The sequence below is a fragment of the Rhodococcus sp. 320_ES genome, assembly GCF_059691855.1.
Map to the genome: position 1 here is coordinate 280,755 of NZ_JCAWAG010000002.1, position 17,308 is coordinate 298,062.

The window sequence follows — 17,308 nt, forward strand, 5'->3', positions numbered from 1 at the left end:
ATATGCATATGGCCTGGACCGACGACCTGCGATGGTTCGTCACGCTCGCCGACCTCGAACAGGTCACCTCGGCGGCCGGCGCGCTCGGAATGTCCCAACCGGCCCTGTCCCGAAAGCTCGCTCGCCTCGAAGCCGAGTTCGGCACGCCGTTGTTCGTACGGGACGGACGGCGGTTGACACTCGCGGACGCCGGCGCGGTGCTGCGCGATCACTGCATTCGCGCGCTGGCCGAGCTCGAGGACGCCGAACGGAGAATCGCCGACATGGCCGCCGGGGGCGAGTCGACGATTCGCCTGGACTTCCTGCACTCCTTCGGCACCTGGTTGGTCCCGAACCTCATCCGCGAGTTCCGCCGCCGATCCTCCGAAGCCCGCTTCCAGCTGTTCCAGGGAGCCGCGGACCTGTTGGCCGATCGAGTGGCAGACGGGTCGAGCGACATCGCACTCGTGTCACCGCGCCCTCGTCGATCGGATGTGCGCTGGACCGTGATCCAGCAGCAACGCCTGGCACTCGCGGTCTCCGACACCGAGACACTGTCTCGACGCGAATCGGTGCGCTTCGCAGAGCTGGCGGACGAGTCGTTCATCACCATGCACCGCGATTTCGGCATGCGTCGCATCTTCGACGAGCAATGCGCGGCGGCCGGTGTGAGTCCTCGGATCGTCTTCGAGGCGAGCGAGCTCACGACCATCGGCGGGCTGGTCTCGGCCGGTCTGGGAGTGGCGATCGTCCCGGTCAACGACGCCGAACCGCCGCCGGCCGGTGTCGTGCTGGTGCCCTTCGAAAACGGCGTGACGACGCGCGATATCGGAATCGTGACGCCGATTCACCGAAATTCAACGTCGTCCACAATGCATTTCGCCGCATACGCAGAGTTGTCACAAAGGGAGGGGTCCACGAGGTCGGATCTATACTAGGGAAATAGACCGTTTCAGCCGTCCGGGGCCTCGAGCTGGTGATCAGCTCCAACTACTCGCCGGTAACCATGTTCGGGCACGCGGATCGAAGCAATTCACATCGTGGTTACGGTGCCGTAGGCTCTCGTCAGTAGTTAACCGACTTGGAGGAATCGCATGGCAAGGGATCTGACACAACTCGAGCTGCTCACGGAGCTGCAGCCGGTTGCGGAAGAGAACGTCAACAGGCACCTCTCCATGGCGAAGGAATGGCATCCCCACGATTACGTGCCGTGGGACGAGGGTCGGAACTTCGCAGCGCTGGGCGGCGAGGACTGGACCCCCGAGCAGTCGCGTCTGGACGAGGTCGCCAAGGCCGCCATGATCACCAACCTCCTCACCGAGGACAACCTCCCGTCGTACCACCGCGAGATCGCGGAGAACTTCTCGCAGGACGGTGCCTGGGGCACCTGGGTCGGCCGCTGGACAGCCGAGGAGAACCGCCACGGCATCGTCATGCGTGACTACCTCGTGGTCACCCGCGGCGTGGACCCGGTTGCCCTGGAGCAGGCTCGCATGGAGCACATGACCAACGGCTTCGCGTCGGCCGTCGCCACCGACACCGATGCCATCGGCTTCCTGCACTCGGTCGCGTACGTCACCTTCCAGGAGTTGGCCACCCGCGTCAGCCACCGGAACACCGGCAAGGTGTGCAACGACCCGATCGCCGACCGCATGCTCCAGCGCATCGCAGCCGACGAGAACCTGCACATGATCTTCTACCGCAACCTGTGCGGCGCCGGTCTCGAGATCGCGCCCGACCAGACGCTCAAGGCGATCAGCGACATCGTCCAGAACTTCCAGATGCCCGGCGCAGGAATGCCGAACTTCCGCCGCAACGGCGCGATGATGGCCAAGCACGGCATCTACGACCTCCGCCAGCACCTCGAAGACGTGGTCATGCCGGTTCTGCGCAAATGGAACATCTTCGACCGCACGGACTTCACGTCCGAGGGCGAGCAGACCCGCGAGTCGCTCGCCGCGTTCATCGAGAAGCTCGAAGGACAGGTCGTCAAGTTCGAGGAGCAGCGTGACCGCATGCTCGCTCGCGAAGCTGCGAAGCGGGAGCAGCAGGCGTCCTGACGTATTCTCGGGGACGTCCCCCTTGTTCCCGAGCGCTATTGGTGTGTGAGTTTCTTGACGCTGCAGATCGGATCCCTCGAGCTCCGCAGCCCCGTGGTTCTGGCCCCCATGGCGGGCGTGACCAACGTTGCGTTCCGCACGCTGTGCCGTGAACTCGAAATCGAGCGGGCGGGCAGCACGGCAGGGCTGTACGTCTGCGAGATGGTCACCGCTCGTGCGCTGGTCGAACGGCAGCCCGCAACGTTGCACATGACCACGTTCGCTCCCGAGGAATCTCCGCGGTCGCTGCAGCTCTACACCGTGGATCCGGACACGACGTACGACGCCGCCAAGATGATCGTCGACGAGAACATGGCCGACCACATCGACATGAACTTCGGGTGCCCCGTCCCCAAGGTCACGCGCAAGGGCGGTGGGGCGGCGCTCCCGTACAAGCGTTCCCTGTTCGGTCGCATCGTGGCCGCAGCGGTGAAGGCCACCGAGGGCACCTCGGTGCCGGTGACGGTCAAATTCCGCATCGGCATCGACGCCGAGCATCACACTCATCTCGACGCGGGCCGTATCGCCGCCGGTGAGGGCGCAGCCGCGGTGGCGCTCCACGCGCGAACGGCTGCTCAGCGATACTCCGGTACCGCCGACTGGTCCGAGATCGCTCGCCTCAAGGAGCACGTGACCGATGTCCCGGTGCTGGGCAACGGCGACATCTTCGGCGCGGACGATGCCGCGCGCATGATGCGAGAGACGGGATGCGACGGCGTCGTCGTCGGTCGTGGATGCCTCGGGCGGCCGTGGCTGTTCGCCGAGCTGAGCGCAGCACTGAACGGTCGCCCCGAGCCGACCCCACCGAACCTGGGTGAGGTCGCGAAAATCATGCGCCGTCACGCCGAGCTGCTGGCCGATCATCACGGGGAAGACCGCGGTCTGCGCGAGCTCCGTAAGCACGTCGCCTGGTACATGCGCGGGTTCCCCGCCGGATCCGACCTCCGAGTCAAGATGGCCACCGTGTCGAGCCTTGCTGAGCTGGATTCCCTTCTGGCGCAACTGGATCCGACGGTTCCGTTTCCCAAGGACGCCGAGGGTCCGCGCGGTCGGCAGGGCTCGCCCGGCGCGGTCTCGCTGCCCGAAGGCTGGCTCGACGACCCCGACGATGCACGCGTGCCCGAAGGCGCCGAGCTGATGCACTCGGGCGGATGACCGGTATCATGGGCGGAACCATCGCACGGGCGATCGGGGTGCAGCGGAAGGCCAGGACGCCAGGTGGGTGACGACAACGACTCGGGTGTGCCCGCACCCCGTCGCCCCGCTCCGTGGGAACGCCGAATCTCGCGTGTGGCACACGCTGTGCCGGAGACACGAAGCCCGGAGCCACGAAACCCGGACCCCCGACCCCCTCGGCCTTCCGCAGCAGCTCCCCCGGCCCCGCCGTCGACCGAGATCGACCAGCCGGCGCAGCAGGACCAACCAGCACAGACCCCGCCTCGCAAGTTCGGCATTCGCGGACGACGTCAGGCCCCCGAGACCACCGGTCGGGTGTCCGTCGCAGAACTCGTCGATCAGATCGGCCAGCTTTCTCGTTCCAACGACGATGCGGACCAAGATTCCGCGGCGAACCAAGAACCCACAGCCGACGGAGAACCCACAGCGAACCAAGAACCCACAGCGGACCCGGACGCAGACGCCCCCACCACTCGCCTTCCCGCCGTCGACGATGCGCCGGCCGCGCCAGCGCCGCTCCTCCCGCCACCCACTCCGGAAGTGGACCGCCCCCACGCCGAGCCCGAAGCGGTCGGCCCCATCGCACCTCCCACGCTCACCCGCCTTGCTCTCAACCGCGCCCGCAAACGCAAACGCGCCCGGATGGCCGGACGGGTGCTGGTCTCGTTCGTCGCTGTCACTGCGCTGGTTCTCACGGGTGTGGTCTGGGCGTACCTTCGCTCCACCGATCAAGGTTTCTCGCAGGTGGCGGCGCTGGATCCGGATTCGACCGACGTCGTCGACGCGCCCGGCCAGTACGGCGACGAGACGTATCTGATCGTCGGTACCGACACACGTGCGGGAGCCAGCGGTGAGGTGGGCGCGGGCAGCGTCGCCGACGCGGAAGGCGCCCGATCCGACACCGTGATGCTCGTCAACATCCCCGCCGACCGATCTCGTGTGGTGGCGGTGTCGTTCCCCCGCGACCTCGACGTGGAGCGACCGGAGTGCGAAGGCTGGGACAGCAACACCGGTGACTACACCGGCGAGATGTACCAGGCCGCCGACGGCGACAAGCTCAACGCCACCTACGCGCTCGGTGGGCCGAAGTGCCTCGTCAAGGTCATCCAGAAAATGTCCGGACTGAAGATCAGCCACTTCGTCGGCATGGACTTCGCCGGTTTCGAGTCGATGGTCAACGAGGTGGGCGGCGTCGACGTCTGCACCACCACACCTCTGATCGACGACGAACTCGGCACCGTCCTCGCCAACCCCGGCACACAGCTGATCAACGGAGCCACGGCTCTGAACTACGTCCGCGCCCGCAAGGTCGAAGCGGAAGGGACCGGCGACTACGGCCGCATCAAACGCCAGCAACTCTTCCTGTCGTCGCTGCTGCGGTCCGTCCTGTCCAACAAGGTTCTGTTCGATCCCGGCAAGCTCAACGGCTTCGTCACCGCGTTCACGCGCGACACGTTCGTCGAGAACGTGAAGACCGCCGATCTGCTCACCCTGGGCAAGTCCCTGCGCGATGTCGACGCCGGCGCCGTCACCTTCCTCACCGTTCCCACGGCCGGCACCACCGACTACGGCAACGAGATCCCCCGCATGTCCGACATCACGGCCATCTTCACCGCGATCATCAACGACCAACCGCTACCGGGTGAGGCACGTTCGAGCACCGGGCCGACCACGCCGACCGCCCCGCCTCCGGCACCCGCCCTGGCCCTCGCCGTCGACCCGTCGACGGTGTCGGTACAGGTGTCCAACGGATCGGAGATGAGCGGCCTGGCCGCCTCGACCGCCGACGGTCTCGCCGCGTTCGGCTTCCAGATCGTCGGCACCGGAAACGCGGACACGACCAGCCAACAAACCGTCGTTCGCTACGCCGCAGGCCAGGAGAACGAGGCCGCGACGGTGGCAAGCGGGATCCCCGGGTCACTGCTCGAGGAGACGACGAGCCTCGGAGGCATCATCGAGGTCGTCGTCGGCTCCAATTTCGCCGGTTCGATCGTCGCTCCCACCCCCGTCGGCACTCAACTCCCCGCCATCGGGTCCACCTCCTCTGTTCCCGTGACGGACGTGGCACTTCCGTCCGACCTGACCGTCACCAACGCGGCCGACGACACCTGCGCCTGAGACTCACCCACTTCCCGCCACATCCGACCGGCCTCCGGCCTTCCCGCCACACCCGACCGGCCTCCGGCCTTCCCGCCACATTCATCCGCCGTTCATCGCCCGCACGCACTGTATGTACGGTTCTGCACGTAAAATCGGCGCCATGCGCGTGGCTTACAACGAACAGATGACAGAGCTCGCCGACATCCTCGGAGAGATGGCCGGTTTGGCCGGTAAAGCGATGGAGCGGGCGACCCAGTCGCTGCTGCAAGCGGACCTGAGGATCGCGGAGCAGGTGATCGGCGACCACGACCGGATGACCGAGCTCAGCGCCACCGCCGAGGAGCGCGCCTTCGCCCTCCTCGCCCTCCAGGCGCCCGTGGCCGGCGACCTCCGCTCCGTGGTGTCGGGCATCCAGATCGTCGCCGACATCGACCGAATGGGAGCCCTCGCGCTCCACGTCGCGAAGATTGCGCGACGCCGCCACCCGCAGCACGCCCTCCCGGAAGAAGTGAACGGGTACTTCGCCGAAATGGGCCGCATCGCCGTGGCACTCGGAGCGTCGGCTCGTGAGGTACTCGAGACCCGCGACCCCGAGCGCGCAGCGAAGCTCCGCGAGGAGGACGAGGCGATGGACGATCTGCACAAGCACCTGTTCAGCGTCCTGATGGACCGCGAGTGGAGCCACGGGGTTGCCGCCGCCGTCGACGTCACTCTGCTGGGCCGTTTCTACGAACGCTTCGCCGATCACGCCGTCGAGGTCGGACGTCGCGTCATCTTCCTCGTCACCGGATCGCTTCCGTCGGAACTGGATTCGATTCCCGTGAAGTAGCCCACCGCAGCACCGCGCTCGACCCGATGTGACCCCGTCACATCGGGTCGTTCTGCTTTCGGCACCTGAGGCGACCCCGAACACGACTGAGGGGCACACCCGGTCGAGTGGATCGACCGAATGTGCCCCTGAGTCGGAAGCTAGTGAGGCTCTATCCGAACCGGCCCGAAATGTAATCCTCGGTCGCCTTCTGCGACGGGTTCGAGAAGATCTTCTCGGTGTCGTCGATCTCGATGAGACGTCCCGGCTTGCCGGTCGCTTCGAGGTTGAAGAACGCCGTCTGGTCGCTCACTCGGGCAGCCTGCTGCATGTTGTGCGTGACGATGACGATGGTGAAGTCCTTCTTCAGCTCGGTGATCAGATCCTCGATCGCGAGCGTGGAGATGGGGTCGAGGGCCGAGCACGGCTCGTCCATGAGCAGCACGTCGGGCTGCACGGCGATGGCGCGGGCGATGCACAGACGCTGCTGCTGACCGCCCGAGAGGCCGCCACCGGGCTTGTCGAGCCGGTCCTTGACCTCGTTCCAGAGGTTGGCGCCCTTGAGCGAACGCTCGGCGGTCTCGTCGAGCTCCTTCTTGGAGCGCCCACCCTGCAACTTCAGGCCGGCGACGACGTTGTCCTTGATCGACATCGTCGGGAACGGGTTGGGGCGCTGGAACACCATGCCGATGGTGCGGCGCACGCCCACCGGGTCGACGTTGCTGCCGTAGATGTCGTCGCCGTCGAGCATGATCGAACCCTCGACGCGCGCGCCGGGGGTGACCTCGTGCATGCGGTTCATGGTCCGCAGCACCGTCGACTTGCCGCAGCCGGACGGACCGATGAAGGCCGTGACGTTGCGCGGCGGAACCGCGAGGCCCACGTCGGCGACGGCGTGGAACTTGCCGTAGTAGATGTTGACGTCTTTGAGGTCGAGTCGCTTTGCCATGGTCGGTTCCTCTACTTGGTCTTGACGGCGGAGAACCGTCCGATGGTCTTGGCGATGATGTTGAGAACGGCGATCAGCAGGATCAGTGTCAGGGCGGCGCCCCAGATGCGGTCGTTGCCGGCGTCGGTGGGGTTGTTGGTCTCGGAGACCATCATCGACGGCAGCGATCCCATCTCTCCGCTGAAGAGGTCGAAGTTGATGAAGGGCGCGTACCCGACCAGGATCAGCAGCGGCGCCGTCTCACCGAGTACGCGCGCCAGCGCGAGCATGATGCCGGTGATGACGCCCGGCAGCGCCGTCGGAAGGACGATCGAGGCGATGGTCTTCCACTTCGGCACACCGAGTGCGTAGGACGCCTCGCGAAGGTCCTGCGGGACGATGCGCAACATTTCCTCGGTGCTGCGTACGACGACGGGGACCATGAGCAGCACCAGCGCCAGCGACACCGCGAACGCCGACTTCGGAAGTCCGAATGTCGCGATCCACAGCGCGTAGATGAACAGTGCCGCGACGATCGACGGGACACCACTGAGGATGTCGACCATGAACGTGGTCACGCGCCCGAGCTTCGACTTGCCGGCGTACTCGACGAGGTAGATCGCGACGAACAGGCCCAGCGGAATCGAGATGAGTGCGCAGACGAGGCCTTGGAGCAGCGTGCCGATGATGGCGTGATACGCGCCGCCACCCGACGACGACGCGGTGAGACCGCTGAGCGAGTTGGTGAACCAGGTGTCGCTGGAGATGGCGCTCAGTCCGCGCGAGATCACGGTGTACAGAACCCAGATCAGCGGGACGAGCGCGATGAGCACCGACAGGGTGACCAGCACGGTCGCCGTGAGGTCGGTGAACCGGCGTCGCCCGCTGACGCCCTGGAAGGTGGGCTTCTTGACTGGGGACTCGAGAGTCTGAGTCATGGGGTCAGGCCTTCTTTCCGGCGACAGCCGCCCGCGCGCCGGCGTTCACGACGAACGTCAGGATGAACAGGACGAGGCCGGCGGCGATGTACGCGCCCGCCTGGATGTTGTTGTTGAACTCGGCGTACCCCAGCGCAATCTTGGACGCGATCGTCGAACCGCTGTCGAACAGCGAGAAGCCGAACGACTGCGACGTGGTACGCAGGATCAGGTACAGAGCGATGGTCTCGCCGAGTGCACGGCCGAGACCGAGCATCGAGCCGCTGATGTAGCCAGACTTGCCGAACGGGATGACGGTGGTGCGAACCACCTCCCAGCGCGTGGCGCCGAGGGCGAGAGCAGCCTCGATGTGCGTCTGCGGGGTCTGGATGAACACCTCGCGGGTGACCGCGGTGATGATCGGCAGGATCATCACGGCGAGAACGATGCCGGCCGTGAAGATGGTGCCGCCGCCCGCGACCGATCCGGTGCCGTCGGCGAAGAGGAAGATCCAGCTCAGGTTGCCGTTCAGCCACTCCGCGATCGGGCGGACCGCCGGGGCGAGGACCAGCAGGCCCCACAGGCCGTAGACGATCGACGGAACCGCCGCGAGCAGGTCGATGACGTAGGCCAGCGGGCCGCGCAGGCGCTTCGGTGAGTACTCGGTGAGGAAGATGGCGATCCCGAGTGCGATCGGCATGGCGATGACCAGCGCGACCAGCGACACCATGACGGTGACCTGCAGCAGATCGAGAACACCGAACGCCATGGCGTCGATGTTCTGGGTGACCCACTCGCGGGAGGTGAGGAAGTTCGTCTGGTTGCGGCTGAGCGCCGGGATGGCGCGCCACACCAGGAACGCCGCGATGGCGGCGATCAGAACGGTGATGAGCATCGCCGAACCGGAGGCCAGCGACGAGAAGATTCGATCGCCCGGTCTCACGAGCGTCTTGCTCGAACCTGACTTGGGGGTACTTATCGGTGCCTCCGGTTGTGCAAGCGGTCCGCCGGATCCGTCACCGCTCGTGGCAGTGGCGGAGGTGCGGTGTGCCGACTGGGTTGGCGCGTCACTCATGGGCGGTCGCATCTCTTCTCGGTCGAACGGTAAACCCTGGATGGACATCGGGCCATACTTCGAGGTGGAGCAGGCCGGGGGCCGACTGGTGAGCCGACCCCCGACCGACGAGCCGAATCAGGCAATCGCGTCGATGGACGCGGTCACCTTCTCCTTGAACGAATCCGGCAGCGGCACGTAGCCGGCCTCGGCGAGAGTGCCCTGACCCTCGTTGGCCGCGCTGGTCAGGAAGGACTTGACGGCCGCGGTGGTGTCGGCGTCGTACCCCTTGGAGCAGACGATCTCGTAGGTCGCGAGAACGAGCGGGTATGCACCCTCCGCCTTCGTGCCGTAGATCGATGTCAGGTCGAGCGTGAGGTCACCCGTTCCGGAGCCGGTGAAGGATGCACCTTCGATCGCCTTCGTGGCGCTCTCCTGGCTGAGCTCGACCGCTCCGCTGCCCGTGTCGATGCTCGCTGCCTTCAGCTTGTTCTGGTCCGCGAAGGACTTCTCGACGTAGGTGATGGATCCGGGTGCACCGGCCACGGCCTGCGCGACACCGGCGGAGCCCTTGGCACCTTCACCGACGCCGCCGGTGAAGTCGGATCCGGCGCCCTGGGTCCACGCACCGTTACCGGCGGCGGTCAGGTACTGCTGGAAGTTGTCCGTGGTGCCCGACGAGTCCGAGCGCACGATCGGCGTGATGGCCGTGTCGGGCAGGGTGACTCCGCTGTTCAGGGCGGCGATGGCCGGGTCGTTCCAGGTCTTGATGCCGCCGTTGAAGATCTTGGCGATGGTCTCGCCGTTCAGCGTCAGCGAGTCGACACCGTCGAGGTTGTAGGCCACCGCGACGGGTCCGAACACGAGCGGGAGGTTCCACGCTTCGCCGCCGACGCAGCGAGTAGCGGCCTGCGTGAGCTGGTCACCCTTGATGGCGGAGTCGGATCCGGCGAAGTCGATCTGGCCGGCGATGAACTGCGTGCGTCCGTCACCCGAGCCGCTGGGGTTGTAGGCGACGTTGACCGTCTTGCCCTTGGCCTGGCACACGCCGATGTAGGTGGAGACGAACGAATCCATGGCGTTCTTCTGCGCCGACGAGCCGGCGGCCGAAAGGTTGGACTTGCCCTCGCACGTGGCGGTGGAAGACGACGTGTCGACACCCGTCGACGCGGCGTTGTTGTCACTGCCGCATGCGACGAGAGACATTGCACCGATGGCCACTGCTGCCATGACGACAGCGTTGCGCTGGAATTTCACCTGTTTCCTCCGGAGGTCGCGCGGCACACCGGCCGAGCGGAAGTCATCGATGCGCACCGTGACGGCCGCATCGAGCAGCAAGATGCTGCTCGGAGATGAAGTTAGGTGCCACTTATGGACGGAACACCCCGCGTAGGTGAACGGAGAGTGAACAGACGGGTCGATTGTCCGTTTTTTTGCGGCGCGGTGATCAAGCTCTCGCGTAAGCCACGTCGACATGAAAACGGGTGAAACCGAGCCTGTCGTAGGTGTGAACCGCAGCAGTGTTGTCCGACTCCACGTACAGCAGAACCGCGGGGCCCTTGTCCTCGAGGTACATCAGCCCCGCCAGGGTGAGGACCCGTCCGAGGCCCCTGCCCTGCGCCGACGGATCGATCCCCACGACATAGACCTCACCGAGCTGCGGGTCCGCGCCTTCGGGAGCGTGGACCTTGGTCCAGTGGAAGCCGAGAATGCGGTCCGGCTCGTCCGAGGGCGTCGCGACGAAGAGGCCCTCCGGGTCGAACCACGCTTCCTCGCGGCGCTGGTCGATCTCGTTCTGCGTCCACCCACCCTGCTCCGGATGCCAGGCGAACGCCGCGTTGTTCACGCGCAGAATCTCGGCGTCGTCCGACTCCCGGTAGGTACGCAGTGTGATCCCGTCGGGGACGACGAGGTCGGGAAGCGGGTCCGACGTGGGACGGCGCATCTGCAGCAGTTCGCGGACGGACTTCAGGTTCAGCTTCTCAGCCACACGCACGGCCGCCGGGAGTTGGCCGTGCGCCCAGATTCTGCCGCTTCCGGTGACCGCGGCGTCGACGAGAGCGGTGCCGACACCTCGGCCGCGGCGATCCGGATCGACGACGCCCTCCGCCATGTCGGTGGCATCGGCACTGCCGGCCTGCGCGGGCAAGACGTTGGCGTATCCGACGACCTCGTCCCCATCGAGCGCGAGCAGGTGACGACTGCCGTCTCCGACGGAGATCGCCCTGACGGCTTGCTCCGAAATGGGCGCCGTTCCGTCGAGATCGACTGCGCGAGAGATGATTTCGGTGATACGTCGAACCTGTTCGGGCGTGGGAGGAACCTCTACGATCTGCACGAGGTCGATCCTGGCACGCCTAGTAGGCCGTGGTGTTGACGGGTGCGAACTCGACTCCGCCGGAGTCGTCGGGATCGAATTCGTCGTCGTTGCCTGCATGCGACTGGCCGGCTTTCCCGGCGCCTCGCGCCGGTCGCACGGCCTTGTACCCGACGTTGCGAACAGTGCCGATCAAGGACTCGTACTCGCTGCCGAGCTTTGCGCGCAGCCGCCGCACGTGCACGTCGACGGTGCGGGTTCCGCCGAAGAAGTCGTACCCCCACACCTCCTGCAGGAGTTGCGCTCGCGTGAAGACCCGACCGGCGTGCTGCGCCAGGTACTTCAGGAGTTCGAACTCCTTGTAGGTCAGGTCGAGGGGGCGTCCGCGCAGACGAGCGGTGTAGGTGCCCTCGTCGATGACCAGCTCGCCGAGCGTGATCTTGCCCGACGTCTCGGGGCTGGACACGCCGCCGTGTCGACCGACCAGCAGTCGCAGACGCGCATCGAGTTCGGCGGGACCCGTGGTGGGCAGCAGCACATCGTCGACGCCCCACTCGGAGTTGACGGCCACGAGACCACCCTCGGTGAGGACGGCGACGACCGGCACTGCCGAGCCGGCGCTGCCGAGCAGTCGGCACAGTCCGCGGGCCGCGGCGAGGTCGGTACGGGCGTCGACCAGTGCGACATCGGCCGTCCCGGCCTCGAGAAGAGACGACACCTCGGTGGGCGCCGGGCGGACGGTGTGCGCGAGAAGCGACAGCGACGGCAACACGGCCTCCGGGTCGGGATCGGAAGTCAAGAGCAGCAGCTCCACGATGTCTCCCGTTCTCGTCCGACTACGCAAGCATGGCAAGGTCGTTGCCCGGCGGCGAAGGCTCCAGCAGTTGATGTTCGGGTGACAGACTAGCGTGTTCTCGCCAGGTACCGTCGGACGCGGCCCATCGATCAAGCTCGTGAGGAACTCGTGCGAAAACTGATTGTCGGTGTGGTGACGTTGCTCGCCATCGCGCTGGTGGCCGATTTCGGAACCGCTGCGTACTCGGAGTATCGCGTCTCGCGCGCCCTGCGGGACGGCGGCGGACTGACCGCGGATCCGGAAGTGACCATTCACGGTTTCCCGTTTCTGACGCAGGCCGCTCGCGGCGACTACAGCCGTGTCGAGATTCGGGCTCAGGACGTACCCACCGAGTACGTGAACAAGACCACCATCGAGGCGACGCTGCGCGGGGTCCACATACCCGCCTCGGACCTCGTCGACGGGTCGGTCCGCACGGTCCCCGTCGACCGACTCGACGGTCGGGTGCGCATCGAAGCGACCGATCTCGGCCGGTTCCTCGACATTCCCGACCTCCAGGTTTCTGCGCCGCCTGCGGACAAATCGGACGGAACGGGCGGGTCGGGTGGATCCGGTAAAACCACCACCGGCGCCGTCGTACTGTCGGGAACGGTGTCGGTCGGACCGCTCAACACGGCCGTCAGTGTGACGGCGGAGTTGCAGCTCGACGGCGACAAGGTGAACGTCGTCGCCAGCGACTTCTATTTCGGGCCGGAGGGCGAGGCCGACTTCACCATTCCGGACGTGTTGAAACCCACCGTTCTCGGTCTGTTCACCAAGACGATCGATCGCCAGCAGCTTCCGTTCGGAATCACTCCCACATCGGTGTACGCCGAGGGCGGCGAGATCGTCATCGAAGGAACCGGAACCGACCTCACTGTCGACCTCGAATCGATCCGCACCCAGTGACCGGAATCACAGTTCTCCTGGTCGTCGTCGCCCTCGCCGTGGCGGTCGGATTCGTCGTCACCCGGCGCGAGGGAAGAGTGCGTGCGGTCCAGCCCGCCCCGGCGGTGGACACGCGCGTCGAGCACCTTCTGGCGGCAGGCGTCCAGCGGGGGGCGCCGACCGTTCTGCACTTCTCGGCCTCGTGGTGCGGGCCGTGCGCAGCAGTGCGTCGGGTGGTCGCCGCGGTGGTGTCGGACATGGCCTCCGCCGACGGCCCCACCCCGATCGAGGTGGAGGTCGACATGGACGAGAACCCGACGTTGGCGCGCGAGATGGGCGTGATGTCGCTCCCGACGACCTTCGTGCTCGACGCCGACATGGTGGAGCGTGCACGGGTATCGGGAGTTCCGTCCGCACGCGACCTGACTGCTGCCATCGAGTCGGTGCGGTGACCCGACGGTCGGACCTGGGCGAAACGGAGGGTAGAATTTCCTCCGTGACCGACCGCCACGAGCTTTTGCTCACCCGACGCCGCACAGTGGATCTGTGCCGCCTCGGTGGCTGTTGCTGTTGTCGTAGCTGACGTTCACCGTCCACGACAGGTGATTCGAGCGCCCGATCGGCGACTCGACACCGGCCTTTCTTCTGCCACACGACACGCGTCATCTCTCCCAGGAGTTCCCGATGTCCTCTTTCAGTGACACGTTTGTGTCCTCCGCCGCCTCCGATCAGGTCGACGTCCGGGGCCCACGCTTCAACGCATGGGTCACCACGGGCGTGCTCGTCGTCGTTCTCCTCGTGTCGACGGTCTCGACCGTCGCCGCGGGCGTGATCCTGCTGCTGCAGGCCGTGTCGTTCGCCGTCGGCGCCGCCGCAGGCCCGCGGCGCAGCCCCTACGGCCGGCTGTTCGCCACCGTGGCGGCGCCGCGCCTAGGACCGGTCTCCGAACGCGAGCCGGTCGCACCGCTGCGATTCGCGCAACTCGTCGGATTCGTCTTCGCAGCTGTGGGCGTGATCGGCTTCGCCACCGGCCTCGCCACCGTCGGCGTTATAGCCACGGCGTTCGCACTGTTCGCCGCGATTCTCAACGCCGCGTTCGGAATTTGCCTGGGCTGCAAGATCTATCCCCTCGTCACGCGTTTCCGTTCCGCCTGATACCACCCCATTCCTCCTTCTCACGAACCGAAAGGAACCATCCATGGCTCGCTCCGACGTCCTGGTCTCCGCCGACTGGGCCGAGCAGAACCTCGCAACCGACAACGTCGTCCTCGTCGAGGTCGACGAAGACACCAGTGCCTACGACACCGGTCACATCGAGGGTGCGGTCAAGCTCGACTGGAAGGCCGACCTGCAGGACCCGGTTCGTCGTGACTTCATCAACGCAGAGCAGTTCTCCGACCTGCTCTCCGCACGCGGAATCTCCAACGAGGACACCGTGGTTCTCTACGGCGGCAACAACAACTGGTTCGCGGCCTACGCCTACTGGTACTTCAAGCTGTACGGACACCAGGACGTCAAGCTCCTCGACGGTGGCCGCAAGATCTGGGAACTCGAGGGTCGTCCGCTGAGCACCGACACGGTGACCCGCGAGCGCACCAGCTACAAGGCATCCGAGCCCGACCTCAGCATCCGCGCATTCCGCGACGAGGCCATCGACGCCATCGGCACCAAGAACCTCGTCGACGTGCGCTCCCCCGACGAGTTCAGCGGCAAGATCCTTGCGCCGGCACATCTTCCGCAGGAACAGTCGCAGCGTCCGGGTCACATCCCGACCGCCATCAACGTTCCGTGGAGCAAGGCCGCCAACGAGAACGGCACCTTCAAGAGCGACGAGGAACTCGCCGCGATCTACAAGGAAGCCGGGCTCGACGGAACCAAGGACACCATCGCGTACTGCCGCATCGGCGAGCGTTCCTCGCACACCTGGTTCGTGCTCAAAGAGCTTCTGGGACACGAGAACGTGAAGAACTACGACGGCAGCTGGACCGAATACGGCTCCCTCATCGGAGCACCGATCGAATTGGGAGCATAAATCATGTGTGGAGCACCGACTCAGAGTCAGACCATGCCGGCCGGAGTGGACGTCGAGAAGGAAACCGTCATCACCGGACGCGTTCTCGCAACCGACGGCCAGCCCATCGGCGGCGCCTACGTCCGCCTGCTCGACAACACCGGTGAGTTCACCGCCGAGGTCGTCGCGTCGGGCACGGGCGACTTCCGCTTCTTCGCCGCACCCGGAACGTGGACGCTGCGCGCGCTCTCGTCGGTCGGGAACGGCGGCGCGACCGTCTCTCCCGAGGGCGCGGGTATTCACGAGCAGAACGTGACCGTCGACGCCTGACGCTCGCTACAGCCGACGAAGGCCCCGACTCCGTACTGGAGTCGGGGCCTTTCTCGTGCCGCGGGCCTTCCTCCGCGGCAGCCGGTCAGGGCACCGATCGGATGGGCGCGGGCTGCGGCCCGATGCCGAACGACTGCAGCAGGGAGTTGACCGAGTCGGGAATGGTCACCGGTGCCGGCACCGGCGCGGGCGGAGCAGCGGGGCCTGGATTGACCGGCGGAATCACCTGTGGCGCAGCCGGTTCGGCCGCAGGCGCCGGCGGCTTCTCGGCATCACGGCCGTCGGCGGATTGCTGCGCGAGGGTCGTGATCCAGCGGATCATCTTGTCGCTCTCCCACTCTCGCCCGGGCAGGGCGTTCCAGTAGGTCAGATGCTGAAGGAAGCCGAACGCGATGTAGGGCTCCGTGATCAGCTTGGCGATGTCCGCGTTGTCCTCCGCGAACCCCACCCGCTCGGCATTCAGCTTGGCGTTCACCACGTCTCGGCCGGGACCGGCGGCCCACTGCAGAGCGGAGAGAACCTGAGCCTGCGTCGGCGGCGGATCGGGCACACCGCGGGGCTCGGTCTGATCCGACTCGCGCAGGACGACGTCGAGAACGGATTCCTCGGACGTGGCGAAGTCCGGGTGGGCGAAGATGTACGCGATGGACCGGGCGGCCGTCGACGCCACCACCTGCGAGAGCTCCGACACCGTCGACACGGGATCTAGTGGGGTCCAGTGGACTTGACCGAACACGCCGAGCAACAGCGGCAGAATCGAGATGTTCACCGGGGCATCGCACGAAAGGTCGTAGGGGCGGCAGGCCCACAACATCTTGTCTGCGAGCTTGCCGTAATCCTTGGGCTCGCTGGACATGAAACCGCCGCCGGGAGGGCCGGGAATGTCGATCGACGGGGTCCCCGCCGGCCGGTATGGATCGCCCACGAGGCCGACACCGAGGATGTCGCTCGCGTTGACGTGTGCGCTGTCGGGTCGGCTGCCGATGTCCACGCTGACGCGCTCGGCCACTTCCGCGCCGATGCTGTAGCCCACGATGACGAACTTGGTCGCGGAACCGCACTTGGTCTTGTTCTCGTCGAGGATCCGGTTGGTGCTCGCCACGCCCTCGGCCGCCGAGTCCTGGTAAGTGGGAGTTCGTTCGCCGATGCCGATACCGTCGGTTGCCGGATAGGGAACGTAGAGCCAGCCCACGCGGTTCGGGGTCGCCGCGTTGGCCTCACCGGTGGGGACGGTGAGGTTGGCAATCCAGTTCTGCAGCGGGAGCCGCGCCTCCTCGTCCAGAGGATTTCGGTCGACGGAGGTGTCCGACCCACCGGACAACGCCACGATCAACACGTCGGGGCACGTCTGCGCGTAGTTGTTCGGATCGAGGTTGAGCTCGTTCGACTTGGGAGCGATCCCCAGAATCGTCGGTAGGTCGACCCTCGGGGGCCCATCGGATACCTGGAGTGGCGCCTCACCGGCCGGTGCGGTGCCCGGTGCGGCCGACGCGATGCCGGCCGTCACTCCGGACGCGCACAGCACCACAGCAGCCAGCACGGCCGCGGCACCGCGGACGGAATCTGTCAAGGAAAAACGCATACTCCACACCGAAACTTTCCGCGAGCGCACTCACGCCTCGCACCACGATCAGCCGCCGCCACGTACGCGGCGCCCGACCACCCTACGAGACGGGGGTCACCATGGACAGGCGATCTCATCCGCATACACCGGCCCCGTGACAAGTCACAGCCACCAGCCCCAGAGTTGTACGAGACCCCCTGCGTTAGGATGCAATCGTGGTCATCTTCTTCGAGGTCCTCCTGGTCCTGGCAACCATCCTCATCGGATGGTTCTCGCTGTACGTCGTCTACCGCTTGGTCACC

The 17,308-nt window shown here is 66.2% G+C and carries 17 protein-coding genes; 10 read left to right on the forward strand and 7 right to left on the reverse strand.

Annotated features, from left to right (window positions below):
* The first annotated feature begins 8 nt into the window (after positions 1-8).
* From AC59JP_RS08055 to phoU, 5 genes are all read left to right on the forward strand, one after another.
* Positions 9-917, forward strand: a complete 909-nt coding sequence (locus tag AC59JP_RS08055) for a LysR family transcriptional regulator (RefSeq protein WP_497325215.1) — start codon at positions 9-11, stop codon at positions 915-917.
* Between the two features lie 156 nt (positions 918-1,073).
* Entirely contained in the window at positions 1,074-2,039 is a 966-nt protein-coding gene (locus AC59JP_RS08060) for an acyl-ACP desaturase (protein WP_497325216.1), read from the forward strand.
* Between the two features lie 54 nt (positions 2,040-2,093).
* Positions 2,094-3,233 carry a tRNA dihydrouridine synthase DusB gene (gene dusB / locus AC59JP_RS08065; RefSeq protein WP_497325728.1) on the forward strand — a complete coding sequence of 380 codons (1,140 nt, stop codon included), beginning with the start codon at positions 2,094-2,096 and terminating at the stop codon, positions 3,231-3,233.
* A 147-nt stretch (positions 3,234-3,380) separates the two neighbouring features.
* Positions 3,381-5,372 (forward strand): LCP family protein, encoded by a 1,992-nt coding sequence (locus tag AC59JP_RS08070; RefSeq protein WP_497325729.1) that lies wholly within the window; start codon positions 3,381-3,383, stop codon positions 5,370-5,372.
* A gap of 142 nt (positions 5,373-5,514) precedes the next feature.
* The gene (gene phoU / locus AC59JP_RS08075; protein WP_497325217.1) at positions 5,515-6,183 is read left to right on the forward strand and encodes a phosphate signaling complex protein PhoU; all 669 of its coding nucleotides are present in this window, start codon (positions 5,515-5,517) and stop codon (positions 6,181-6,183) included.
* A 151-nt stretch (positions 6,184-6,334) separates the two neighbouring features.
* Here the strand turns inward: phoU and pstB are convergent, their stop codons facing one another.
* The 6 genes from pstB to AC59JP_RS08105 form a co-directional block, all read right to left on the reverse strand.
* Entirely contained in the window at positions 6,335-7,111 is a 777-nt protein-coding gene (gene pstB / locus AC59JP_RS08080; protein ID WP_497325218.1) for a phosphate ABC transporter ATP-binding protein PstB, read from the reverse strand.
* An 11-nt stretch (positions 7,112-7,122) separates the two neighbouring features.
* Positions 7,123-8,028, reverse strand: a complete 906-nt coding sequence (gene pstA, locus AC59JP_RS08085; protein ID WP_497325219.1) for a phosphate ABC transporter permease PstA — start codon at positions 8,026-8,028, stop codon at positions 7,123-7,125.
* 4 nt (positions 8,029-8,032) lie between these two features.
* Positions 8,033-9,082, reverse strand: coding sequence for a phosphate ABC transporter permease subunit PstC (gene pstC, locus AC59JP_RS08090; RefSeq protein ID WP_497325220.1), 1,050 nt, complete (start codon positions 9,080-9,082; stop codon positions 8,033-8,035).
* Positions 9,083-9,199: 117 nt separating this feature from the next.
* Positions 9,200-10,291: a phosphate ABC transporter substrate-binding protein PstS gene (gene pstS / locus AC59JP_RS08095; protein ID WP_497325221.1), complete on the reverse strand. Its 1,092-nt coding sequence runs from the start codon at positions 10,289-10,291 to the stop codon at positions 9,200-9,202.
* A 217-nt stretch (positions 10,292-10,508) separates the two neighbouring features.
* On the reverse strand, positions 10,509-11,399 hold the full coding sequence (gene mshD, locus AC59JP_RS08100) for a mycothiol synthase (RefSeq protein ID WP_497325222.1): 891 nt from the start codon (positions 11,397-11,399) through the stop codon (positions 10,509-10,511).
* Between the two features lie 19 nt (positions 11,400-11,418).
* A complete protein-coding gene (locus tag AC59JP_RS08105) occupies positions 11,419-12,192 on the reverse strand; it encodes a winged helix-turn-helix transcriptional regulator (RefSeq protein WP_497325223.1) in 774 nt (257 codons plus the stop codon).
* Positions 12,193-12,342: 150 nt separating this feature from the next.
* Between AC59JP_RS08105 and AC59JP_RS08110 the strand changes: the two genes are divergently transcribed.
* The 5 genes from AC59JP_RS08110 to AC59JP_RS08130 all read left to right on the forward strand — a co-directional run bounded on the left by AC59JP_RS08110 (position 12,343) and on the right by AC59JP_RS08130 (position 15,442).
* Positions 12,343-13,122, forward strand: a complete 780-nt coding sequence (locus AC59JP_RS08110; protein ID WP_497325224.1) for an LmeA family phospholipid-binding protein — start codon at positions 12,343-12,345, stop codon at positions 13,120-13,122.
* The gene (locus AC59JP_RS08115; protein ID WP_497325225.1) at positions 13,119-13,553 is read left to right on the forward strand and encodes a thioredoxin family protein; all 435 of its coding nucleotides are present in this window, start codon (positions 13,119-13,121) and stop codon (positions 13,551-13,553) included. The genes AC59JP_RS08110 and AC59JP_RS08115 overlap by 4 nt, the downstream gene beginning before the upstream one ends.
* 232 nt (positions 13,554-13,785) lie before the next feature.
* Positions 13,786-14,256 (forward strand): DUF4395 domain-containing protein, encoded by a 471-nt coding sequence (locus tag AC59JP_RS08120; protein ID WP_497325227.1) that lies wholly within the window; start codon positions 13,786-13,788, stop codon positions 14,254-14,256.
* 43 nt (positions 14,257-14,299) lie between these two features.
* On the forward strand, positions 14,300-15,133 hold the full coding sequence (locus AC59JP_RS08125; protein WP_497325228.1) for a sulfurtransferase: 834 nt from the start codon (positions 14,300-14,302) through the stop codon (positions 15,131-15,133).
* Positions 15,134-15,136: 3 nt separating this feature from the next.
* Complete coding sequence (locus tag AC59JP_RS08130; RefSeq protein WP_497325229.1) at positions 15,137-15,442, forward strand: DUF1416 domain-containing protein; 306 nt, start codon at positions 15,137-15,139, stop codon at positions 15,440-15,442.
* 85 nt (positions 15,443-15,527) lie between these two features.
* Here the strand turns inward: AC59JP_RS08130 and AC59JP_RS08135 are convergent, their stop codons facing one another.
* Complete coding sequence (locus tag AC59JP_RS08135; RefSeq protein WP_497325230.1) at positions 15,528-17,012, reverse strand: cutinase family protein; 1,485 nt, start codon at positions 17,010-17,012, stop codon at positions 15,528-15,530.
* Between the last annotated feature and the right edge of the window lie 296 nt (positions 17,013-17,308).

Excerpts from the sequence above, each read along its gene's own strand:
- AC59JP_RS08130 (WP_497325229.1), top strand. The coding sequence starts at position 15,137 with ATGTGTGGAGCACCGACTCAGAGTCAGACCATGCCGGCCGGAGTGGAC.
- pstC (WP_497325220.1), bottom strand. The coding sequence starts at position 9,082 with ATGAGTGACGCGCCAACCCAGTCGGCACACCGCACCTCCGCCACTGCC.
- pstS (WP_497325221.1), bottom strand. The coding sequence starts at position 10,291 with ATGGCAGCAGTGGCCATCGGTGCAATGTCTCTCGTCGCATGCGGCAGT.
- pstA (WP_497325219.1), bottom strand. The coding sequence starts at position 8,028 with ATGACTCAGACTCTCGAGTCCCCAGTCAAGAAGCCCACCTTCCAGGGC.
- AC59JP_RS08125 (WP_497325228.1), top strand. The coding sequence starts at position 14,300 with ATGGCTCGCTCCGACGTCCTGGTCTCCGCCGACTGGGCCGAGCAGAAC.
- AC59JP_RS08120 (WP_497325227.1), top strand. The coding sequence starts at position 13,786 with ATGTCCTCTTTCAGTGACACGTTTGTGTCCTCCGCCGCCTCCGATCAG.
- AC59JP_RS08060 (WP_497325216.1), top strand. The coding sequence starts at position 1,074 with ATGGCAAGGGATCTGACACAACTCGAGCTGCTCACGGAGCTGCAGCCG.
- phoU (WP_497325217.1), top strand. The coding sequence starts at position 5,515 with ATGCGCGTGGCTTACAACGAACAGATGACAGAGCTCGCCGACATCCTC.
- AC59JP_RS08055 (WP_497325215.1), top strand. The coding sequence starts at position 9 with ATGGCCTGGACCGACGACCTGCGATGGTTCGTCACGCTCGCCGACCTC.
- pstB (WP_497325218.1), bottom strand. The coding sequence starts at position 7,111 with ATGGCAAAGCGACTCGACCTCAAAGACGTCAACATCTACTACGGCAAG.